This window comes from Ramlibacter sp. MAHUQ-53 (assembly GCF_052600055.1).
The window spans coordinates 152,785-169,157 of record NZ_JBQWTS010000001.1 but is presented as its reverse complement, the minus strand read 5'-3'; the positions used below and the strand labels follow the sequence as shown (position 1 = coordinate 169,157).

At 72.0% G+C, this 16,373-nt stretch carries 17 protein-coding genes; 12 read left to right on the top strand and 5 right to left on the bottom strand.

The genetic code is table 11. The features are described 5' to 3' along the window. Positions 1–17: 17 nt before the first annotated feature. Positions 18–1,463 carry a cobyric acid synthase gene (locus tag ACT80S_RS00795; protein WP_377411485.1) on the top strand — a complete coding sequence of 482 codons (1,446 nt, stop codon included), beginning with the start codon at positions 18–20 and terminating at the stop codon, positions 1,461–1,463. Positions 1,464–1,610: 147 nt separating this feature from the next. Next, positions 1,611–2,048: a universal stress protein gene (locus ACT80S_RS00790; RefSeq protein ID WP_377411483.1), complete on the top strand. Its 438-nt coding sequence runs from the start codon at positions 1,611–1,613 to the stop codon at positions 2,046–2,048. Positions 2,049–2,154: 106 nt separating this feature from the next. Here ACT80S_RS00790 and crcB read toward each other — a convergent pair whose 3' ends face one another. Both crcB and nth read right to left on the bottom strand, forming a co-directional pair. Next, positions 2,155–2,532, bottom strand: coding sequence for a fluoride efflux transporter CrcB (gene crcB, locus ACT80S_RS00785; protein ID WP_377411481.1), 378 nt, complete (start codon positions 2,530–2,532; stop codon positions 2,155–2,157). Positions 2,533–2,543: 11 nt separating this feature from the next. Continuing rightward, positions 2,544–3,194, bottom strand: coding sequence for an endonuclease III (nth, locus tag ACT80S_RS00780; RefSeq protein ID WP_377411479.1), 651 nt, complete (start codon positions 3,192–3,194; stop codon positions 2,544–2,546). Positions 3,195–3,304: 110 nt separating this feature from the next. Between nth and ACT80S_RS00775 the strand changes: the two genes are divergently transcribed. Beyond that, entirely contained in the window at positions 3,305–4,279 is a 975-nt protein-coding gene (locus ACT80S_RS00775; RefSeq protein ID WP_377411477.1) for a Bug family tripartite tricarboxylate transporter substrate binding protein, read from the top strand. A gap of 35 nt (positions 4,280–4,314) precedes the next feature. After that, positions 4,315–5,925, top strand: a complete 1,611-nt coding sequence (locus tag ACT80S_RS00770) for a gamma-glutamyltransferase family protein (RefSeq protein WP_377411475.1) — start codon at positions 4,315–4,317, stop codon at positions 5,923–5,925. Positions 5,926–5,941: 16 nt separating this feature from the next. Here the strand turns inward: ACT80S_RS00770 and ACT80S_RS00765 are convergent, their stop codons facing one another. Next, positions 5,942–6,310: a hypothetical protein gene (locus ACT80S_RS00765; RefSeq protein ID WP_377411473.1), complete on the bottom strand. Its 369-nt coding sequence runs from the start codon at positions 6,308–6,310 to the stop codon at positions 5,942–5,944. 56 nt (positions 6,311–6,366) lie between these two features. Beyond that, entirely contained in the window at positions 6,367–7,233 is an 867-nt protein-coding gene (locus ACT80S_RS00760; protein WP_377411471.1) for a YihY/virulence factor BrkB family protein, read from the bottom strand. 99 nt (positions 7,234–7,332) lie between these two features. Here ACT80S_RS00760 and ACT80S_RS00755 point away from each other — a divergent pair, with 99 nt between their 5' ends. Together ACT80S_RS00755 and ACT80S_RS00750 are read left to right on the top strand one after the other, a co-directional pair. Continuing rightward, a complete protein-coding gene (locus ACT80S_RS00755; RefSeq protein WP_377411469.1) occupies positions 7,333–8,256 on the top strand; it encodes a recombination-associated protein RdgC in 924 nt (307 codons plus the stop codon). Between the two features lie 88 nt (positions 8,257–8,344). Then, positions 8,345–9,166, top strand: coding sequence for an outer envelope protein (locus tag ACT80S_RS00750; protein ID WP_377411467.1), 822 nt, complete (start codon positions 8,345–8,347; stop codon positions 9,164–9,166). A gap of 74 nt (positions 9,167–9,240) precedes the next feature. Here ACT80S_RS00750 and ACT80S_RS00745 read toward each other — a convergent pair whose 3' ends face one another. Continuing rightward, positions 9,241–10,125: a LysR family transcriptional regulator gene (locus ACT80S_RS00745; RefSeq protein WP_377411465.1), complete on the bottom strand. Its 885-nt coding sequence runs from the start codon at positions 10,123–10,125 to the stop codon at positions 9,241–9,243. An 84-nt stretch (positions 10,126–10,209) separates the two neighbouring features. Here ACT80S_RS00745 and ACT80S_RS00740 point away from each other — a divergent pair, with 84 nt between their 5' ends. Genes ACT80S_RS00740 through ACT80S_RS00715 form a run of 6 tightly spaced genes read left to right on the top strand, consistent with a single transcriptional unit; the run spans position 10,210 to position 16,359 of the window. Then, entirely contained in the window at positions 10,210–11,412 is a 1,203-nt protein-coding gene (locus ACT80S_RS00740; protein WP_377411463.1) for a CaiB/BaiF CoA transferase family protein, read from the top strand. Then, entirely contained in the window at positions 11,405–11,908 is a 504-nt protein-coding gene (locus ACT80S_RS00735) for a MaoC family dehydratase (protein ID WP_377411461.1), read from the top strand. The genes ACT80S_RS00740 and ACT80S_RS00735 overlap by 8 nt, the downstream gene beginning before the upstream one ends. A 41-nt stretch (positions 11,909–11,949) precedes the next feature. After that, positions 11,950–12,924, top strand: a complete 975-nt coding sequence (locus tag ACT80S_RS00730; RefSeq protein WP_377411459.1) for a tripartite tricarboxylate transporter substrate binding protein — start codon at positions 11,950–11,952, stop codon at positions 12,922–12,924. A gap of 47 nt (positions 12,925–12,971) precedes the next feature. Further along, entirely contained in the window at positions 12,972–13,952 is a 981-nt protein-coding gene (locus ACT80S_RS00725; protein ID WP_377411457.1) for a Bug family tripartite tricarboxylate transporter substrate binding protein, read from the top strand. Continuing rightward, the gene (locus tag ACT80S_RS00720) at positions 13,952–15,205 is read left to right on the top strand and encodes a CaiB/BaiF CoA transferase family protein (RefSeq protein WP_377411455.1); all 1,254 of its coding nucleotides are present in this window, start codon (positions 13,952–13,954) and stop codon (positions 15,203–15,205) included. Before ACT80S_RS00725 ends, ACT80S_RS00720 begins: the two co-directional genes overlap by 1 nt. Continuing rightward, positions 15,202–16,359: an acyl-CoA dehydrogenase family protein gene (locus ACT80S_RS00715; protein WP_377411453.1), complete on the top strand. Its 1,158-nt coding sequence runs from the start codon at positions 15,202–15,204 to the stop codon at positions 16,357–16,359. Before ACT80S_RS00720 ends, ACT80S_RS00715 begins: the two co-directional genes overlap by 4 nt. Positions 16,360–16,373 lie beyond the last annotated feature (14 nt).

The window sequence follows — 16,373 nt, the reverse complement described above, 5'->3', positions numbered from 1 at the left end:
CAGGCGCAGGGGCCCGCATGACCGCCCGCTGCGTGATGGTCTGGGGCGCCACCAGCGGCGCCGGCAAGAGCTGGCTCGCCACCGCACTGTGCCGGTGGTATGCCGGCCAGGGCCTGCGCGTCGCGCCCTTCAAGGCGCAGAACATGAGCAACAACGCGCGCGTCGCCGAGGGCGGCGAGATCGGCAGCGCGCAGTACTTCCAGGCCCTGGCGGCGCGCCGCACGCCCGAGGTGCGCATGAACCCGGTGCTGCTCAAGCCCGAGCGGGACACGCACAGCCAGTTCGTGCTGCTCGGGCAGGTGGACGCCGCGCTCACCGCCATGCCCTGGCGCGAGCGCAGCGCGGCGGTCTGGCCCCACGTGGCCCGCGCGCTCGACGCGCTGCGCGCCGAGAACGATGTCGTGGTCATCGAGGGCGCCGGCTCGCCCGCCGAGATCAACCTGCGTGACTGCGACTACGTCAACCTGCGCACCGCCGACCATGCCGACGCGCGCTGCCTGCTGGTCGCCGACATCGACCGCGGTGGCGCCTTCGCCCACCTGTACGGCACCTGGGCGCTGCTGGAGGCCGCCGAGCGCGCGCGCATCCGCGGCTTCGTCCTCAATCGCTTCCGGGGCGACCCGGCCCTGCTCGAGCCCGGCCCCGGGATGCTGCAGGCGCGCACCGGCGTGCCCACCGTGGCCACCCTGCCGATGTGGCGTGACCACGGCCTGCCGGAGGAGGACGGGATGTGGGAGGGGTGGGCCGGCGGCGCCGCCGGCTGGGCCCCCGGCGGCACGCGCATCGCCGTCATCGCCTACCCGCGCATCAGCAACCTCGACGAATTCCAGCCCCTGCGCCGGCTGCCCGGCGTGCAGCTGGCGTGGGCGCGCGAGCCGCGCCAGCTGCAGGGGGCCGACTGGGTGGTCCTGCCCGGCTCCAAGCACACCAGCGGCGACCTGGCCTGGCTGCGCGCCCAGGGCCTGGATGCCGCCATCGCCGCGCATGCCGCGGCCGGCGGCCGCGTGCTGGGCATCTGCGGCGGCCTGCAGATGCTCGGCGAGGCCCTGGTCGACCCGCACGGCATCGACGGCAACGCGCCCGGCCTGGGCCTGCTGCCGGTGGTCACCCTGTTCGAGCCGGACAAGCGCGTGCGCCGCACCGAGGCGGTGTTCGCTGCGGTGCCGGGGCCGTGGCAGGCGCTGTCCGGCCTGCGCGTGCGCGGCTACGAGATCCGCCACGGCCGCACGGCGCAACACCCGGGCATGGGCGCCGGCCTGCCGGTGCTGCCCGGCGGCCTGGGCTGGTGCGACGCCACGGGGCGGGTGCTGGGCGTCTACCTGCACGGACTGCTCGAGGACCCGGGCGTGCTGCGCGCGCTGTTCGGTGCGAACGTGCCGACCCTGGACGACGTGTTCGACGGCCTGGCGGCCTGCCTCGATCGCCATGTCGCGCCCGGCGTCCTGCGCGGGCTGCTCGACTGAGCGCGCCGGCCGGGTCCGCCGCCGGGGCGGACCGTTGACCCCGATCAAGCCGTGCGCCTACTGGCGTTTACACCTGTTGCGGGCAGGTTGCCTCTCCCACAGGCCGGGGTCTATGCTGGAAGCATCACCAACCCGGTAGGAGGCAGCATGTACAAGAAGATCCTGATGGCATACGACGGCAGCGAGGCAGGCCAGCGGGCCCTGCTCGATGCCTGCGAGGTGGCGCAGTGGAACCAGGCCGGCATCGTGCTCGTGGCGGTGATGCCCTCGACCCTGGCCTTCGTCGGCCTGGAGGGCGGCGTCTACGACGCCGAGCTGGAGACGCGCGAGCGCAAGAAGTTCGAGGGCATCCTGCAGGACGGCATCAAGCGCCTGGAGGCCGCCGGCTTCAAGGCCACCGGCGAGGTGGCCCAGGGCGAGGCGGTGGAGGAGATCACCCGCGCCGCCCGCAAGGCCGGGGCCGACCTGATCGTGGTGGGCCACAAGCACCTGGACAGCTGGGCCGCCCGCTGGTGGCGCGGCTCGGTGTCGGGCGCGCTGATCGAGCACGCGCCGTGCAGCGTGCTGGTGACCATCACGCACTGAGGCGCCTGGCCGGGGCGCGTGGGCCTGGCGCCCGGCGCGGGCCTCAGGCCTCAGGCCTCAGGCCTCGGGCCTCAGGCCTCAGGCCTCAGGCCTCAGGCCTCAGGCCTCAGGCCATCACCCAGCGCGCCATCCGCAGCCCCACCCAGGTGAGGGCCAGCGAGCCGGCCAGGTGCATCGCCGCCAGGGCCAGGGCCTGGCCGAAGCGCTCGGACTGCAGCAGCTGCACCGTCTCCGCGGAGAAGGTGGAGAAGGTGGTCAGGGCGCCCAGGAAGCCGGTGACCAGCGCCAGCCGCCAGGCCGGGTCCAGGTGCGGCAGGGCCTGGAACACCCCCACCAGCAGGCCGATCAGCCAGCCGCCGGCCAGGTTGGCGGCCAGCGTGCCCAGGGGCACCCAGGTGCCGCCGGTGTTCAGCCACAGGGCCAACTGCCACCGTGCCAGCGCGCCCAGCGAGGCACCCACGCACAGCACGAAGACGGTGAACACCGGCCGGTGCCTCAGCGCTTGCCGGCGGGCGCCGGCGTCTTGGGCTTGAAGTCGCAGTAGCGGGCGACCGCGCACTCCCAGCAGCGCGGCGTGCGCGCCTGGCACACGTAGCGGCCATGCAGGATCAGCCAGTGGTGGGAGTCCACCGCATAGGCCGCCGGCACGCGCCGTTCCAGCGCCAGTTCCACCTGCAGCGGGTTCTTGCCGGGCGCCAGGCCGGTGCGGTTGCTGACGCGGAAGATGTGCGTGTCCACCGCCATGGTGGGCTGGCCGAAAGCCACGTTCAGCACCACGTTGGCCGTCTTGCGGCCCACGCCGGGCAGGGCCTCCAGCGCCTCGCGCGTGGCGGGCACGCGGCCCTGGTGCCGCTCCACCAGGATGCGGCAGGTCTCCAGCAGGTTGCGTGCCTTGGTGCGGTACAGGCCGATGGTCTTGATGTAGCCCTCCAGCCGCTCCAGCCCCAGGTCCAGCATGGCCTGCGGCGTGCCCGCCACCGGGAACAGCCGGCGCGTGGCCTTGTTCACGCCCACGTCGGTGGCCTGCGCCGACAGCAGCACCGCGGCGAGCAGCTCGAACACGCTGGTGTATTCCAGCTCGGTGACCGGGTGCGGGTTGGCGGCCCGCAGGGTGGCGAAGAAGGGCTCGATGTCCTGCGTCTTCATGGCGGTCAGTGGGGCCGGATGCCGGCGCGGCAAGGGAGCGTCATCGACGGGCATTCTAGGCTGTGCCCGAGGCGTCACGCGGCGCGTGGGCGGGCGCAGATAATCGCGCGATGACCACCCGACGCAGCCTCCTCCTGGCCGCCTCCGCCGCGGCGCTCGCCTCGTCACCCGCCTGGGCCGAGACCTATCCTGCCAAGCCGATCCGCCTGGTCGTGCCGTTCCCGGCCGGCGGCGCCACCGACATCTTCGCCCGCGCCGTCGCCGGCAAGCTCGGCGAGCGCCTGGGCACCAGCATCGTCGTCGACAACAAGCCCGGCGCCGGCGGCACCATCGGCTCGGACATCGCGGCCAAGGCCGCCGCCGACGGCTACACGCTGCTGCTCACCACCTCCAGCACCCATGCGATCGGCCCGAGCTTCGCCGCGGCCGGCAAGCTGCCCTATGACGCGGTGGCCGACTTCACGCCGATCTCGCATGTGGGCAACGCGCCGAGCATCGTGCTGGTGCCCAACTCCTCGCCGGCGAAGACGATGAAGGAGTTCGTCGAGCATGCGCGCCGCAACCCCGGCCGCCTGAACTACGCCTCCAGCGGCAACGGCACGGTGGTCCACCTGGGCACCGAGCACCTGAAGTCGATGGCGGGCCTGTTCATGGTCCACATCCCGTACCGCGGCACCGCCCTGGCGATCCCGGACCTCGCCAGCGGCAAGCTGGACCTGCTGGTCGACTCGCTGCCCTCGGGCCTGCCCCATGTGAAGGAGGGCCGCCTACGCGCCCTGGCCGTCACCTCCCTCAAGCGCTCGCCGCTGCTGCCGGAGCTGCCGCCGGTGGCCGACACGGTGCCCGGCTACGAGAGCGTGACCTGGTTCGGCGTCTACGGCCCGAAGAACCTGCCGGCCGACATCGTGGCGCGCGTCAACGCGGGCATCAACCAGGCCCTGCAGGACGCCGACGTCAAGGACCGCCTGGCCCGCCTGGGCATCGAGCCCGTGGGCGGCACGCCGCAGCAGTTCGCCGCCATGGCCACCGCCGACCGCGCCAAGTGGAAGAAGATCATCACCGAGCGCCAGCTCACCGCCGACTGAGAAGCCGAGACCCGGCCCCCCAACCGACCCTGACCATGCATTTCGATTTCCACAACCCGTACCCCACCACCCGCCTGCCGGTGTTCGCCCGCAACGCGGTCGCCACCTCCCACCCGCTGGCCGCCCAGGCCGGCCTGCGCATGCTCTGGAAGGGCGGCAACGCGGTCGATGCCGCCGTCGCCGCCGCGGCGGTGATGACCATCGTCGAGCCCGTGAGCAACGGCCTGGGCAGCGACGCCTTCGCCATCCTGTGGGACGGCAAGCAGCTGCACGGCCTCAACGCCTCGGGCCGTGCGCCGGCCGCCTGGACGCCCGACTACTTCAAGCGCAAGTACGGCGCCGACGCCAAGACCCCGCCCAAGCGCGGCCTCGACGCCGTGACCGTGCCGGGCGCGGTCGCCAGCTGGGTGGCGCTGTCCGAGCGTTTCGGCCGGCTGCCCTTCGCCGACCTGATGGAGCCCGCCATCGAGGTGGCCGAGCGCGGCTACCTGCTGCCGGTCGTGGTGCAGCAGAAGTGGGCCGCGGCCACGCCCGAGCTGGGCGGCCTGCCGGGCTTCGCCGAGGGCTTCCTGCCCTGGGGCCGCGCGCCGAAGGTGGGCGAGCTGTTCCAGTTCAAGTCGGCGGCGCGCGGCCTGAAGGCCATCGCCGAGACGAAGGGCCAGGCCTTCTACGGCGGCGAGATCGCCCAGGCCATCGAGCGCTTCGCCGCGCAGCACGGCGCCAGCCTCAAGGCCAGTGACTTCGCCGCCTACCGGCCCGAGTGGGTCACCCCCATCGGCCGCGACTACCGCGGCTACACGCTGCACGAGATCCCGCCCAACGGCCAGGGCATCGCGGCGCTGATCGCGCTGGGCATCCTGGAGAAGTTCGACGTCGCCGGCCTGCCGGTGGACGGCGTGGACTCGCAGCACCTGCAGATCGAGGCCATGAAGCTGGCCTTCGCCGACGTCTACAAGTACGTGGCCGAGCCCTCGTCGATGGAGGTCACCGCCGAACAGATGCTCGACGACGCCTACCTCGCCAGCCGCGCGAAGCTGATCGACATGAAGCGCGCGCAGGACTTCGGCGCCGGCAACCCGGTCAAGGGCGGCACCATCTACCTCACCGCCGCCGACGAGGACGGCATGATGGTCAGCTTCATCCAGAGCAACTACATGGGCTTCGGCTCGGGCTGCGTGGAGCCGTCCTTCGGCATCAGCCTGCAGAACCGCGGCCACGCCTTCAGCCTCGACGCCGGCGCCAACCAGGTCGCGCCGGGCAAGCGCCCCTTCCACACCATCATCCCGGCCTTCCTCACCAAGGACGGCCAGCCGGTCATGAGCTTCGGCGTGATGGGCGCCAACATGCAGCCGCAGGGCCACATGCAGACGACGGTGCGCATGGTCGATTACGGCCAGAACCCGCAGGCCGCCTGCGACGCGCCGCGCTGGCGCTACAACGCCGGCTTCGAGATCAACGTCGAGCAGCAGATGGACAAGGCCACGGTGCAGGGCCTGGCCGACCGCGGCCACCAGGTGGAAGTGATCAACGACAACTACCAGGACTTCGGCGCCGGCCAGTTCATCTGGCGCGCCGGCGACCCGAAGGTCGAGGGCTACGTGTGCGCCAGCGACCCCCGCCGCGACGGCCTGGTGGCGGGGTTCTGAGCCGGCGGGCCGGTCCTCAGACCAGGGCCAGCAGGTCCTCGGAGCCCGGCGCGCGGGCGGCTGCCCGGGGCTGGGCGGTGCCGGCCTGCGACCGCAGGGTGCCGCGCACCAGCACGCCGTCCCGCTCCAGCCACAGCAGCAGGGTGTCCAGGGCCGCGGCGTCCAGGCCGGACTGGCGCGCCATCCACAGGCGGGGCACGGCGCGCACGGTCATGACCGAGAGCAGCCGGTAGACGGCGGCGGTGCGCTGCTCCTCGGGCAGTTCCGGCCAGGCGCGCAGGCTGTACAGGTGCGGGTCGTCGGCGATCGTGGGTTCCTGCGCCTGCAGTCCGCAGGCACGCCGGGCCCAGCCAGGCAGCGAGTCGAGAAAGAGGTGCGAGTTCATGGGCTCCAGTCTGGTCGCCCGGCGCCCGCGCCGCATAGGGGCGCGGCGCATGCGCCTTAGGTCGATTCCCTAGCCGCGGCCCCGAGCCGGTCCTCGGCCTGGGCCCGGGTGAAGGCGGCGCCGAACAGGAAGACCTGGGCCGCGAAGTAGACCCACAGCAGCACCACCACCAGCGAGCCCGCCGCGGCGAAGGCGCGGGTGATGCCGCTCTTGCCCAGGTACAGGCCGATGGCCAGCTTGCCGGCCTCGAACAGCAGGGCCGTCACCAGGGCGCCCACCCACACGTCGCGCCAGGCGATCGGGGTCGAGGGCAGGAGCTTGTAGATCATCGCGAAGAGGGTGGTGAACACTGCCAGCGACGTCGCCAGGTGCAGGGCCTGCAGCACCGGCTCCCAGCCCGGCGCCAGCCCGCCGGCCCAGGCGCCCAGGGCCGCCAGGGCGGCGCTCACCGCCAGCGAGGCCATGAGCAGGAAGGCGACGCCCAGCACCAGCCCGAAGGACACCAGGCGGGCCCGCAGCAGCGCCCACAGGCCGCTGGGGCGGGCGCGGGCGGGCACGTGCCAGATGCGGTCCAGCGAGGACTGCAGCTGCGCGAAGACGGTGGTGGCGCCGACCACCAGCACGCCGGCGCTGGCCGCGCCGGCGGCCAGGCCGTGGCCGGTGTCGCTGGCGCTGGCGAGCAGGTCCTGGACCAGGCGCGCGCCCTCGGCGCCGAGCAGCCCGGAGATCTCGGCCACCACCTGGCCCTGCACCGCCTCGCGGCCGAACAGGGCGCCGGCGATGGCGATGACGATCACCAGCAGCGGCGCCAGCGAGAAGACGGTGTAGTAGGCGATGGCCGCGCCCATGGCCGGGGCGTCCTCGTCGATCCAGGTGCGGCCGGCCTGCAGCAGCAGGCGCAGCCCGTGGCGTGCGCGGCCCATGGGCGCGAGCGTCGGTTGTCAAGGCCCGGGCTGTTGTCGGCGCACGACGCGTACGAAGGCAGAATCCGCCCCTTTGCCTTTGCAGTCCGACCCCGCGCCATGCCGCTGTTCAAGAACCTGATTCCCTTTCGCATCGGGCCCGAGTGGAGCCCGCCCGCCCTCGAAGCCCTGGAGGCCGAACTCCAGCGCCTGACCTTCCAGCCCTGCGCCGCGACGCAGGAGCTTTCGGTGGGCTGGGTGCCGCCGCGCGGCGAGGCCCATGCGCCGATGGTGGAAGTGGTCGACGGCCACTGGATCATGAAGCTGGCCGTCGAGCGCCGCTCGGTGCCGGCCGGCGCGGTGCGCGCCGAGCTGGAGGCGCGCTGCAAGGCCATCGAGCAGGCCCAGGGCCGCAAGCCCGGGCGCAAGGAGAAGGCCGAACTGAAGGAGGACATCGTCCACGCCTTCCTGCCGCGGGCCTTCAGCAAGCGCTCGGCCCACCTGCTGTGGCTGGACCCGTCCGCCCGCCTGCTGGCGGTCGGCGTGGGCAGCACCAAGGCCGCCGAGGGCGTGATCGCCCAGCTCGTGGACGCGATGGCACAGGTACGGTGCGTGATGCCGCTGTCCCCGGTGCATACCGCCACCTCGCCGGCCGCCGCGATGGCGCACTGGCTGTCATCCCAGGAGGCGCCCGCCGGCTTCACCGTGGACCGCGACCTGGAGCTGAAGAACGCCGGCGAGGAGCGCTCCGTGGTGCGCTACGCGCGGCACAACCTCGACCTGGAGGAGATCGCCCGGCACATCGAGGAAGGCAAGCTGCCGACCCAGCTGGCCCTGACCTGGGAGGGACGGGTCTCGTTCTTGCTTACCGAGCTGCTGGCGATCCGGAAGATCGACATGCACGGCGTGGACGAGAACCTCGGTGACGACAAGGGGTTCGATGCCGACGCCGCGATCGCCACCGGCGAGCTGTCCGCGCTGCTGCCTGAGCTGCTGCAGGCGCTGGGCGGGGAGGTTCAGCCGGGCATGTCGGCTGTCGCGTAATCGCAACTCCCTGGAGGAAAGTTGTATTCGGAAAAACCCTAGGGGCTGTTACGCTTTCACAGGTTTTTAACAAAAAGTAGGAGTTACCTTGAAGACCAAGATCGCCCTCGCGGCCTCCCTGTCCCTGCTCGCCGTCGCCGCCCAAGCGGCCGACTGGAGCGACACCTCCCTGAGCTATCGCTGGGGCACCAAGTACGCCGAGCCGTACAACACCAAGGATGTCAAGAAGAACATCCTCAACCTGAGCCATGTGAGCGGCTACAAGTACGGCACGAACTTCGTGAGCGTCGACCTGCTGAACTCCGACGCCAACGACGGCAACGCCCAGGAAGCCTACGTCGTGTACCGCCACACGGTGGACCTGGGCAAGGTCACCGGCAAGGCCTATGGCTTCGGTCCCGTCAAGGGCATGGGCCTGACCGCCGGCTTCGACTGGAACACCAAGAACGACGCTGGCTACAGCTCGCGCAAGCGCATGCTGGTCGCCGGCCCGACCTTCTTCATGGCGGTGCCCGCCGGCTTCCTGAACGTGACGGCTGCCGCGCTGTTCGAGAGCAACCAGCCGGTGACGGGCTTCGGCCAGTCCACCCGTGTCGCCCGCTACGACTTCGACACCCATGGCGCGCTGCTGGCCGCCTGGGGCATCCCGCTGGGTGCCGGCTTCTCGTTCGAGGGCTACGCCAACTGGATCGCCGCCAAGGGCAAGGACGAGTTCGGTGGCGCCACCTCCCCCGAGTTCAACTTCGACGGCCAGGTGATGTACGACCTGAGCTCCACGGTCGGCCTGCCGAAGTCGGCCCTGAAGGCCGGCGTGCAGTACCAGTACTGGCGCAACAAGTTCGGCAACCCGCACTCGGTGCCGGGCACGCTGGCCAAGACGCCGCAGCTGCGCGTCGAATACCACTTCTGATTCCCGTCCGGGAATCCGAAGCCAGGGGCCGCAGCGTTCGCGCTGCGGCCCTTTTTCGTTGGGGTCAGGTCCTCTCACCCTCCCAGCGCGTGCTGCTCGAAGGTCTGCGCCACCCGGCTCGCGTTCTCCTCCGGGGTGACCAGCGCCAGCCCCAGTTCGAACCCGGCCGGCGTGTCCGACAGCGCCAGCAGCCGCACCCCCGAGGGCACGTACTTGCGCGCCACGCCCGCCACCAGCGCCACCCCCAGCCCGCTCTGCACCAGGCTCAGGATCGTCTGCACCTGCGCCGCCTCCTGCGCGATGCGCGGGGTGAAGCCGGATTGCTGGCAACGCAGCGTGGCGATGGCGAACAGGCCCGGCACCCGCTGGGCCCCGTACATGATGAACGGCTCCCCGGCCACCTCGCTCAGGGGAATCGACCGGCGCCCCGCGAACGGGCTGCGCGCACTCACCGCCAGCACGAACTCGTCGGCCTCCAGCGGCGTGAGGCGAAACGGCCGCGGGTCCACCAGCGGGTAGCGGACGATCGCGGCATCCAGCCGGCGCTCCACCAGCCCGTCCAGCGCGCCGGCCGTGGTGTGCTCGGTCAGCTCCAGGTCGATCGCCGGGTAGCGCTTGCGGAACGAGGCGATCAGCCGCGGCAGCAGCGCGTAGGTCGCCGACCCCACGAACCCCAGCTTCAGCAGGCCCGCCTCGCCCCGCACCCCGGCCCGCACCGAGGCCTGGCACTGCTGCGCGTGGAACAGTGCCCGCTGCGCGTGCGCCAGCATGCCGCCGCCCGCCGCGGTCAGGCGCACCCCGGCAGGCGTGCGCTCGAACAGCGGCGCCCCCAGCTCCTCCTCCAGCTTGCGGATCGACACCGACAACGGCGGCTGCGCCATGTGCAGGCGCTCGGCGGCGCGGTGGAAGTTGCCGGTCTCGGCGAGGGTGACGAACTGCTGGAGCTGGCGCAGGTTCATGTGATATTCAAAGCGTATCGAAGGCGCTCAATTCAATATTGGATTGATTTTGCCGCAGGCGATAGATTCGCCCCAGGAGACAACATGAACGCACTTCCCCTTGCCGGCATCCGGGTGGTGGACGCCAGCGTGGTGGTCATGGGCCCGTACGCGAGCCAGTGGCTCGCCGACCTGGGGGCCGAGGTGATCAAGGTCGAGGCGCCCGAGGGCGACTCCACCCGCCACACCGGCCCCGCGCTGGAGCCCGGCATGTCCGCCATCTTCCTGGGCGTCAACCGCAGCAAGCGCAGCGTCGCCATCGACCTGAAGACGCCCGGCGGCCAGCAGGCCCTGGCCACGCTCATCGCCTCGGCCGACGTCTTCATGCACAGCATGCGCCCGCAGAAGCTCGCCGCCGTCGGCCTGGACCCGCAGGCGCTGCGCGCGCGGCATCCGCGGCTGGTGTACGCCGGCCTGCATGGCTTCGCGCAGGACGGCCCCTACGGCGGCCGGCCCGCCTATGACGACATCATCCAGGGCATGTCCGGCAGCGCCGCGCTGATGAAGGCGCAGGGCGGGGTGGCCCGCTACCTGCCCACCATCGCTGCCGACAAGACCAGCGGCCTGGTGGCCGCGATGTCGATCCTGGCGGCCCTGGTGCGGCGAGGGCAGACGGGGGAGGGCAGCTTCGTCGAGGTGCCGATGTTCGAGACCATGGTGGCCTTCAACCTGGTGGAGCACCTGTACGGCCAGCACTTCGAGCCGCCCCGCGGCACGACCGGCTACCCGCGGGTGATGTCCGAGTGGCGCCGCCCCTACCAGACGCTGGACGGGCATGTCTGCCTGATGCCCTACACCGACACCCACTGGCGCCGCTTCTTCGAGGGCGCGGGCCGCCCCGACTGCGCCGCCGACGAACGCTTCGCCTCGATGGCCGCCCGCACCCGCAACATCGAGGCGCTCTACGAGCTGACCGGCCGCATCGTGGCCGAGCGGCCCAGCGCGCACTGGCTCGCCCTGTGCGACCGCCTGGAAATCCCGGCCGCGCCGGTGAACGAACTGGCCGACCTGAAGGACGACCCGCACCTGCGCGCCACCGGCTTCTTCGAGGAGATGCCCTCGGCCGGCGGCACGCTGCGCTTCACCGGCGTGCCGGTGCGCTTCGACGGCCGGCGCCCGCCGGTGGGCCTGCCGCCCCACCTGGGCGAGCACACCCGCGAGGCGCTGGCCGAGGCCGGCGCCACCGAGGACCAGATCGCCGCCTGGCTCGCCAGCGGCGCGATCCGCCAGGAAGCACCCCATGACTGAACCCGCCCGCACCCCCGCCCCGGTTCCCGCACCCGGTCCCGCGCTGCCCCGCCTCGGCCAGGGCTTCCACTGGCAGGACCTGGTGGCGGGCCAGGCCTTCCGCACCTTCCGCCGAACCGTCACCGAGACCGACCTGGTCAACTTCATCTCCTGCACCGGCATGCTCGAGGCGATCTTCATCGAGGAGGGCTACGAGGGCGGCGCCATCCGCGGCCGCCCCGTCCCCGGCGCGCTGACCTACACCCTCATCGAAGGCTTCATCCTCCAGACCATGATCCAGGGCACCGGCCTGGCGATGCTGGAGCTGGCGCAGAAGATCCACGCGCCCGTGCGGGTGGGCGACACCATCGAGGCCACCGTCACCGTCACCGGCATCCGCCCCACCTCCAGCCGCAACCGCGCGGTGGTGACCTCGGACATCGAGGTCTTCAACCAGCGCGGCGAGCGGGTCATGAGTTACACCGCCACCCGCCTGCTCGCCGGGCGGCCGGCCTGATCCACCTTTCCCCCAAGACAAGACAACGAGGAGACAACCCCATGAAATCCTGGACCCGCAGAACCCTCCTGGCCGCGATGGCGGTGCTCGCCGCGCCCCTGGGCGCCTTCGCGCAGGGCAGCTACCCGGACAAGCCGGTGCGCATGGTCATCGCCTTCCCGCCGGGCGGCCCCACCGACCTGGTGGCCCGCGTGCTGGCTCAGAAGCTCACCGAGCAGATGGGGCAGCAGGTGGTGGTGGACAACAAGCCCGGCGCCAACGGCAACATCGCCGCCGAGCTGGTGGCCAAGGCCCCGGCCGACGGCTACACCGTCTTCTACAACACGTCCGCCGTCGCCCTCAGCCCGGCCCTGTACAAGAAGCTCAGTTACGACGTGCGCACCGACCTCGCGCCGGTGGCCCTGACCGCGGTGATCCCGCTGGTGCTGGCCGTCCACCCCTCGGTGCCCGCCAACACCGTGCCCGAGTTCCTCGCCTACGTGAAGGCCAACGCCAGCAAGGTCTCCTACGGCTCCGCCGGCAACGGCAACATCACCCACCTGGGCGCCTTCCTGATGCTGCAAAGCCAGGGCCTCAGCGCGCAGCACATTCCGTACAAGGGCAGCGCCCCCGCGCTGACCGACGCGGTCGCCGGCCAGACCCAGTTCCTCACCGACACCATCAACTCCGCGCTGCCCTTCATCCGGGACAAGCGCCTGAAGGCCCTGGCCGTCACCAGCCTGCAGCGCTCCCCGGTGCTGCCCGACGTGCCCACGCTCTCGGAGGCCGGCCTGCGCGGCTTCGAGGTCGGCGCCTGGCAGGGCGTGATGGTGCCGGCGCGCACCGCGCCCGAGATCGTGAACCGGCTGAATGCCGAGCTGATGAAGGCCCTGGCCTCGCCCGACGTCAAGGCCAAGCTGGCGGCGCAGGGCGCCACGCCCCTGGGCTCCACGCCCGCCGAGTACGCCGCCTACATCCGCGACGAGCTGGCCCGCTGGGACCGCGTGGTCAAGGCCACCGGCGCCACGCTGGAGTGAGCAGGCCGCCGCCCGGACACGAGAACAAACAGAACAAGGAGACTCCCATGCAACGCAGGCACATCGTCCGCTTCGCCGCCCTGGCCACGCTCGCCGCGGCGGCCCTGGCCGGCCCGGCCACCGCCCTCGCCCAGGCCTACCCCGCGCGCCCGGTGAAGTTCGTCGTGCCCTTCGGGCCCGGCAGCGGCACCGACACCTCGGCGCGCTACTTTGCCAAGAAGCTGTCCGAGATGACCGGCCAGCCGGTGGTGGTGGAGAACAAGCCCGGCGCCAACGGCTTCCTCGCCGTGCGCCAGGTGCTGCAGGCCCCGGCCGACGGCTACACCGTGTTCGTCGGCAGCAACTCCACGCTGGCGGTGAACGCGGCGCTGTTCAAGGAGCTGCCCTACGACCCGGTGGCCGACTTCACGCCCCTGAGCATGATGATGCGCTCGCCCGCGCTGCTGGTGGTGCCCGGCGCCTCGGAGCACCGCAACCTCGGCGAGCTGATGGCCGCCGCCCGCGCCAACCCCGGCAAGCTCAATTACGGCGCCGGGTCCGCGGGCTACCAGCTGATGGCGGAGCTGTTCAACGACGCCGCCAGGGTCAGTACCCACCATGTGCCGTTCAAGGGCGCGGGCGAGGCCGTCACCGCGGTCGCCGCCGGCACCGTCCACCTGGCCTTCGCCGAGATGACCTCGGCGCAGGAGCTGGTCAAGGGCGGCAAGCTCAAGGCCCTGGCCGTGGCCTCGGACAAGCGCGTGCCCTCGCTGAACTCGGTGCCCACCGCCGCCGAGGCCGGCCTGCCGGGCTTCACCGCCTACACCTGGGTCGGCGCGATGATGCATGCGAAGACGCCGAAGGCCGAGGCCGAGAAGATGGCCTCGCTGCTCACCGCCATCGCCCGCCAGCCCGAGACCCGCGAGTTCTACGAGAAGCTCGGCGCCGAGGTCATGGTCGGCGGCCCCGAGGAGATGCGCCAGTTCCAAGCCGCCGAGATCCGCCTGTGGAAACGCATCGCCACCCAGGCCAAGGTGGAACAGCAGTGATGCACGCGGACGCACCCGGGGCGCCCCCGCCCGGCGCCCTGGCGGGCCTGCGCGTGCTGGACCTCTCGCGCGTGCTCGCCGGCCCCTGGGCCTCGCAGACCCTGGGCGACCTGGGCGCCGAGGTGATCAAGGTCGAACGCCCCGGCAGCGGCGACGACACCCGCACCTGGGGCCCGCCGTTCCTGAAGGACGCCGCGGGCGAGCCCACCGCCGACGCCGCCTACTACCTGTGCACCAACCGCAACAAGCGCTCGATCGCGGTGGACCTCACCCGGCCCGAGGGCCAGGCGCTGGTGCGCGAGCTGGCCTGCCGCAGCGACATCCTGGTGGAGAACTTCAAGGTCGGCGGCCTGGCGCAGTACGGGCTGGACTACGAGAGCCTGCGCGCCCTCAACCCGCGCCTGATCTACTGCAGCATCACCGGCTTCGGCCAGACCGGGCCCTATGCCCCGCGCGCCGGCTACGACTTCCTGATCCAGGGCATGGGCGGCCTCATGAGCCTGACCGGCCGGCCCGACGGCGAGCCCGGCGCCGGCCCGATGAAGGTGGGCGTGGCGCTCACCGACATCCTCACCGGCCTGTACGCCAGCACCGCCATCCTGGCCGCGGTGCAGGCGCGCCAGCGCACCGGCGAGGGCCAGCACATCGACCTCGCGCTGCTCGACGTGGGCGTGGCCTGCCTGGCCAACCAGTCCATGAACTACCTGTACTCGGGCCAGTCGCCGCGCCGCATGGGCAATGGCCACCCGAACACCGTCCCCTACCAGGACTTCCCCACGGCCGACGGCCACATGATCCTGGCGGTGGGCAACGACGGCCAGTTCGCCCGCTTCTGCGCCGCCGCCGGCAGGCCGGAGTGGGCGCAGGACGAGCGCTTCGCCCGCAATGCCGGGCGCATCGCGAACCGCGACGCGCTGCTGGAGATGATCCGCGCCGTCACCCGCACCCGCAGCACCCGCGAGTGGGTGGACCTGCTCGAGGGCGCGGCCGTGCCCTGCGGCCCGATCAACACCGTGGCCGACGTCTTCGCCGACCCGCAGGTGCAGGCGCGCGGCCTGCGCATCGAGATGGACCATGCCGCTGCCGGCGCGATCCCGCTGGTGGCCAGCCCGGTGCGGATGTCCGGCACGCCGGTGCAGTACCGCCATGCCCCGCCGACCCTGGGGCAGGACACGCGTGCGGTGATGCAGCAGGTGCTGGGGCTCGCGCCCGAGCGCATCGACGCCTATTTCGAACAGGGAGTCCTGGAATGACAAGCCTTGCCGCGCTGCAACCCGGCGCCATCCCGGCCGAAGACGAGGCGCTGCGCGCCGAGGTCCGGGCCTTCCTCTCGCAGGCCCTGCGGGAGACGCCGCCCCATGTGCGCGCCCGCAGCTGGATGGGGGGCGACGCCGCCTTCAGCCGCGAGCTCGGTCGCCGGGGCTGGCTCGGCATCACCTTCCCGCCGGCCTATGGCGGCGGCGGCCGCAGCCCCTTCGCCCGCTACGTGCTGGTGGAGGAGTTCCTGAACACCGGCGCGCCGGTGGGCCTGCACTGGATCGCCGACCGCCAGAGCGGCCCCCTGATCCTCAAGTACGGCACGGAGGCGCAGAAGCAGTTCTACCTGCCCCGCATCTGCAAGGGCGAGGCCTTCTTCTGCATCGGCATGAGCGAGCCCAACTCGGGCTCCGACCTGGCCAGCGTGAAGACCCGCGCCACCCGCACCGCCGAGGGCTGGACGCTGCAGGGCCAGAAGATCTGGACCACCAACGCCCACCACTGCCAGTTCATGATCGCCCTGGTGCGCACCTCGGGCGAGCCGCAGGACCGGCACCAGGGCCTGTCGCAGGTGATCGTCGACCTGTCGCTGCCGGGCGTGACCATCCGCCCGATCCGCGACCTCTCCGGCGACAGCCATTTCTGCGAGGTCTTCTTCGACCAGGTGAAGCTCGCGCCCGACGCCCTCATCGGCGAGGAGGGCAAGGGCTGGGAGCAGGTCACGGCCGAACTCGCCTACGAGCGCTCCGGTCCCGAGCGCCTGCTTTCCAGCATCGTGCTGTTCGAGGAGTGGCTGGCCTTCGTGCGCACGCCGCAGGGCCGCACGCCGGCGGCCACGCGCCTGGCCGGGCGCATCGCGGCGCAGCTCGCGCCGCTGCGGGCGATGGCGGTGGCGCTCACCGCCAAGCTGGCCCGCGGCGAGAGCCCGGTGGTCGAGGCGGCCCTGGTCAAGGACCTGGGCACCGGCCTGGAGCAGGCCATCCCCGCCGCCATCGCCGACGACCTGTTCTCGCGCGAGGCCACCGAGGTGCCCGCCGAGCTGCTGCGCACCCTCAACCACGTGACGCAGGTGGCGCCGTCGTTCTCGCTGCGCGGGGGCACGCGGGACATCCTGCGCGGCATGATCGCGCGCGGCCTGGGCCTGCGCTGAAACGGAGACGAGAC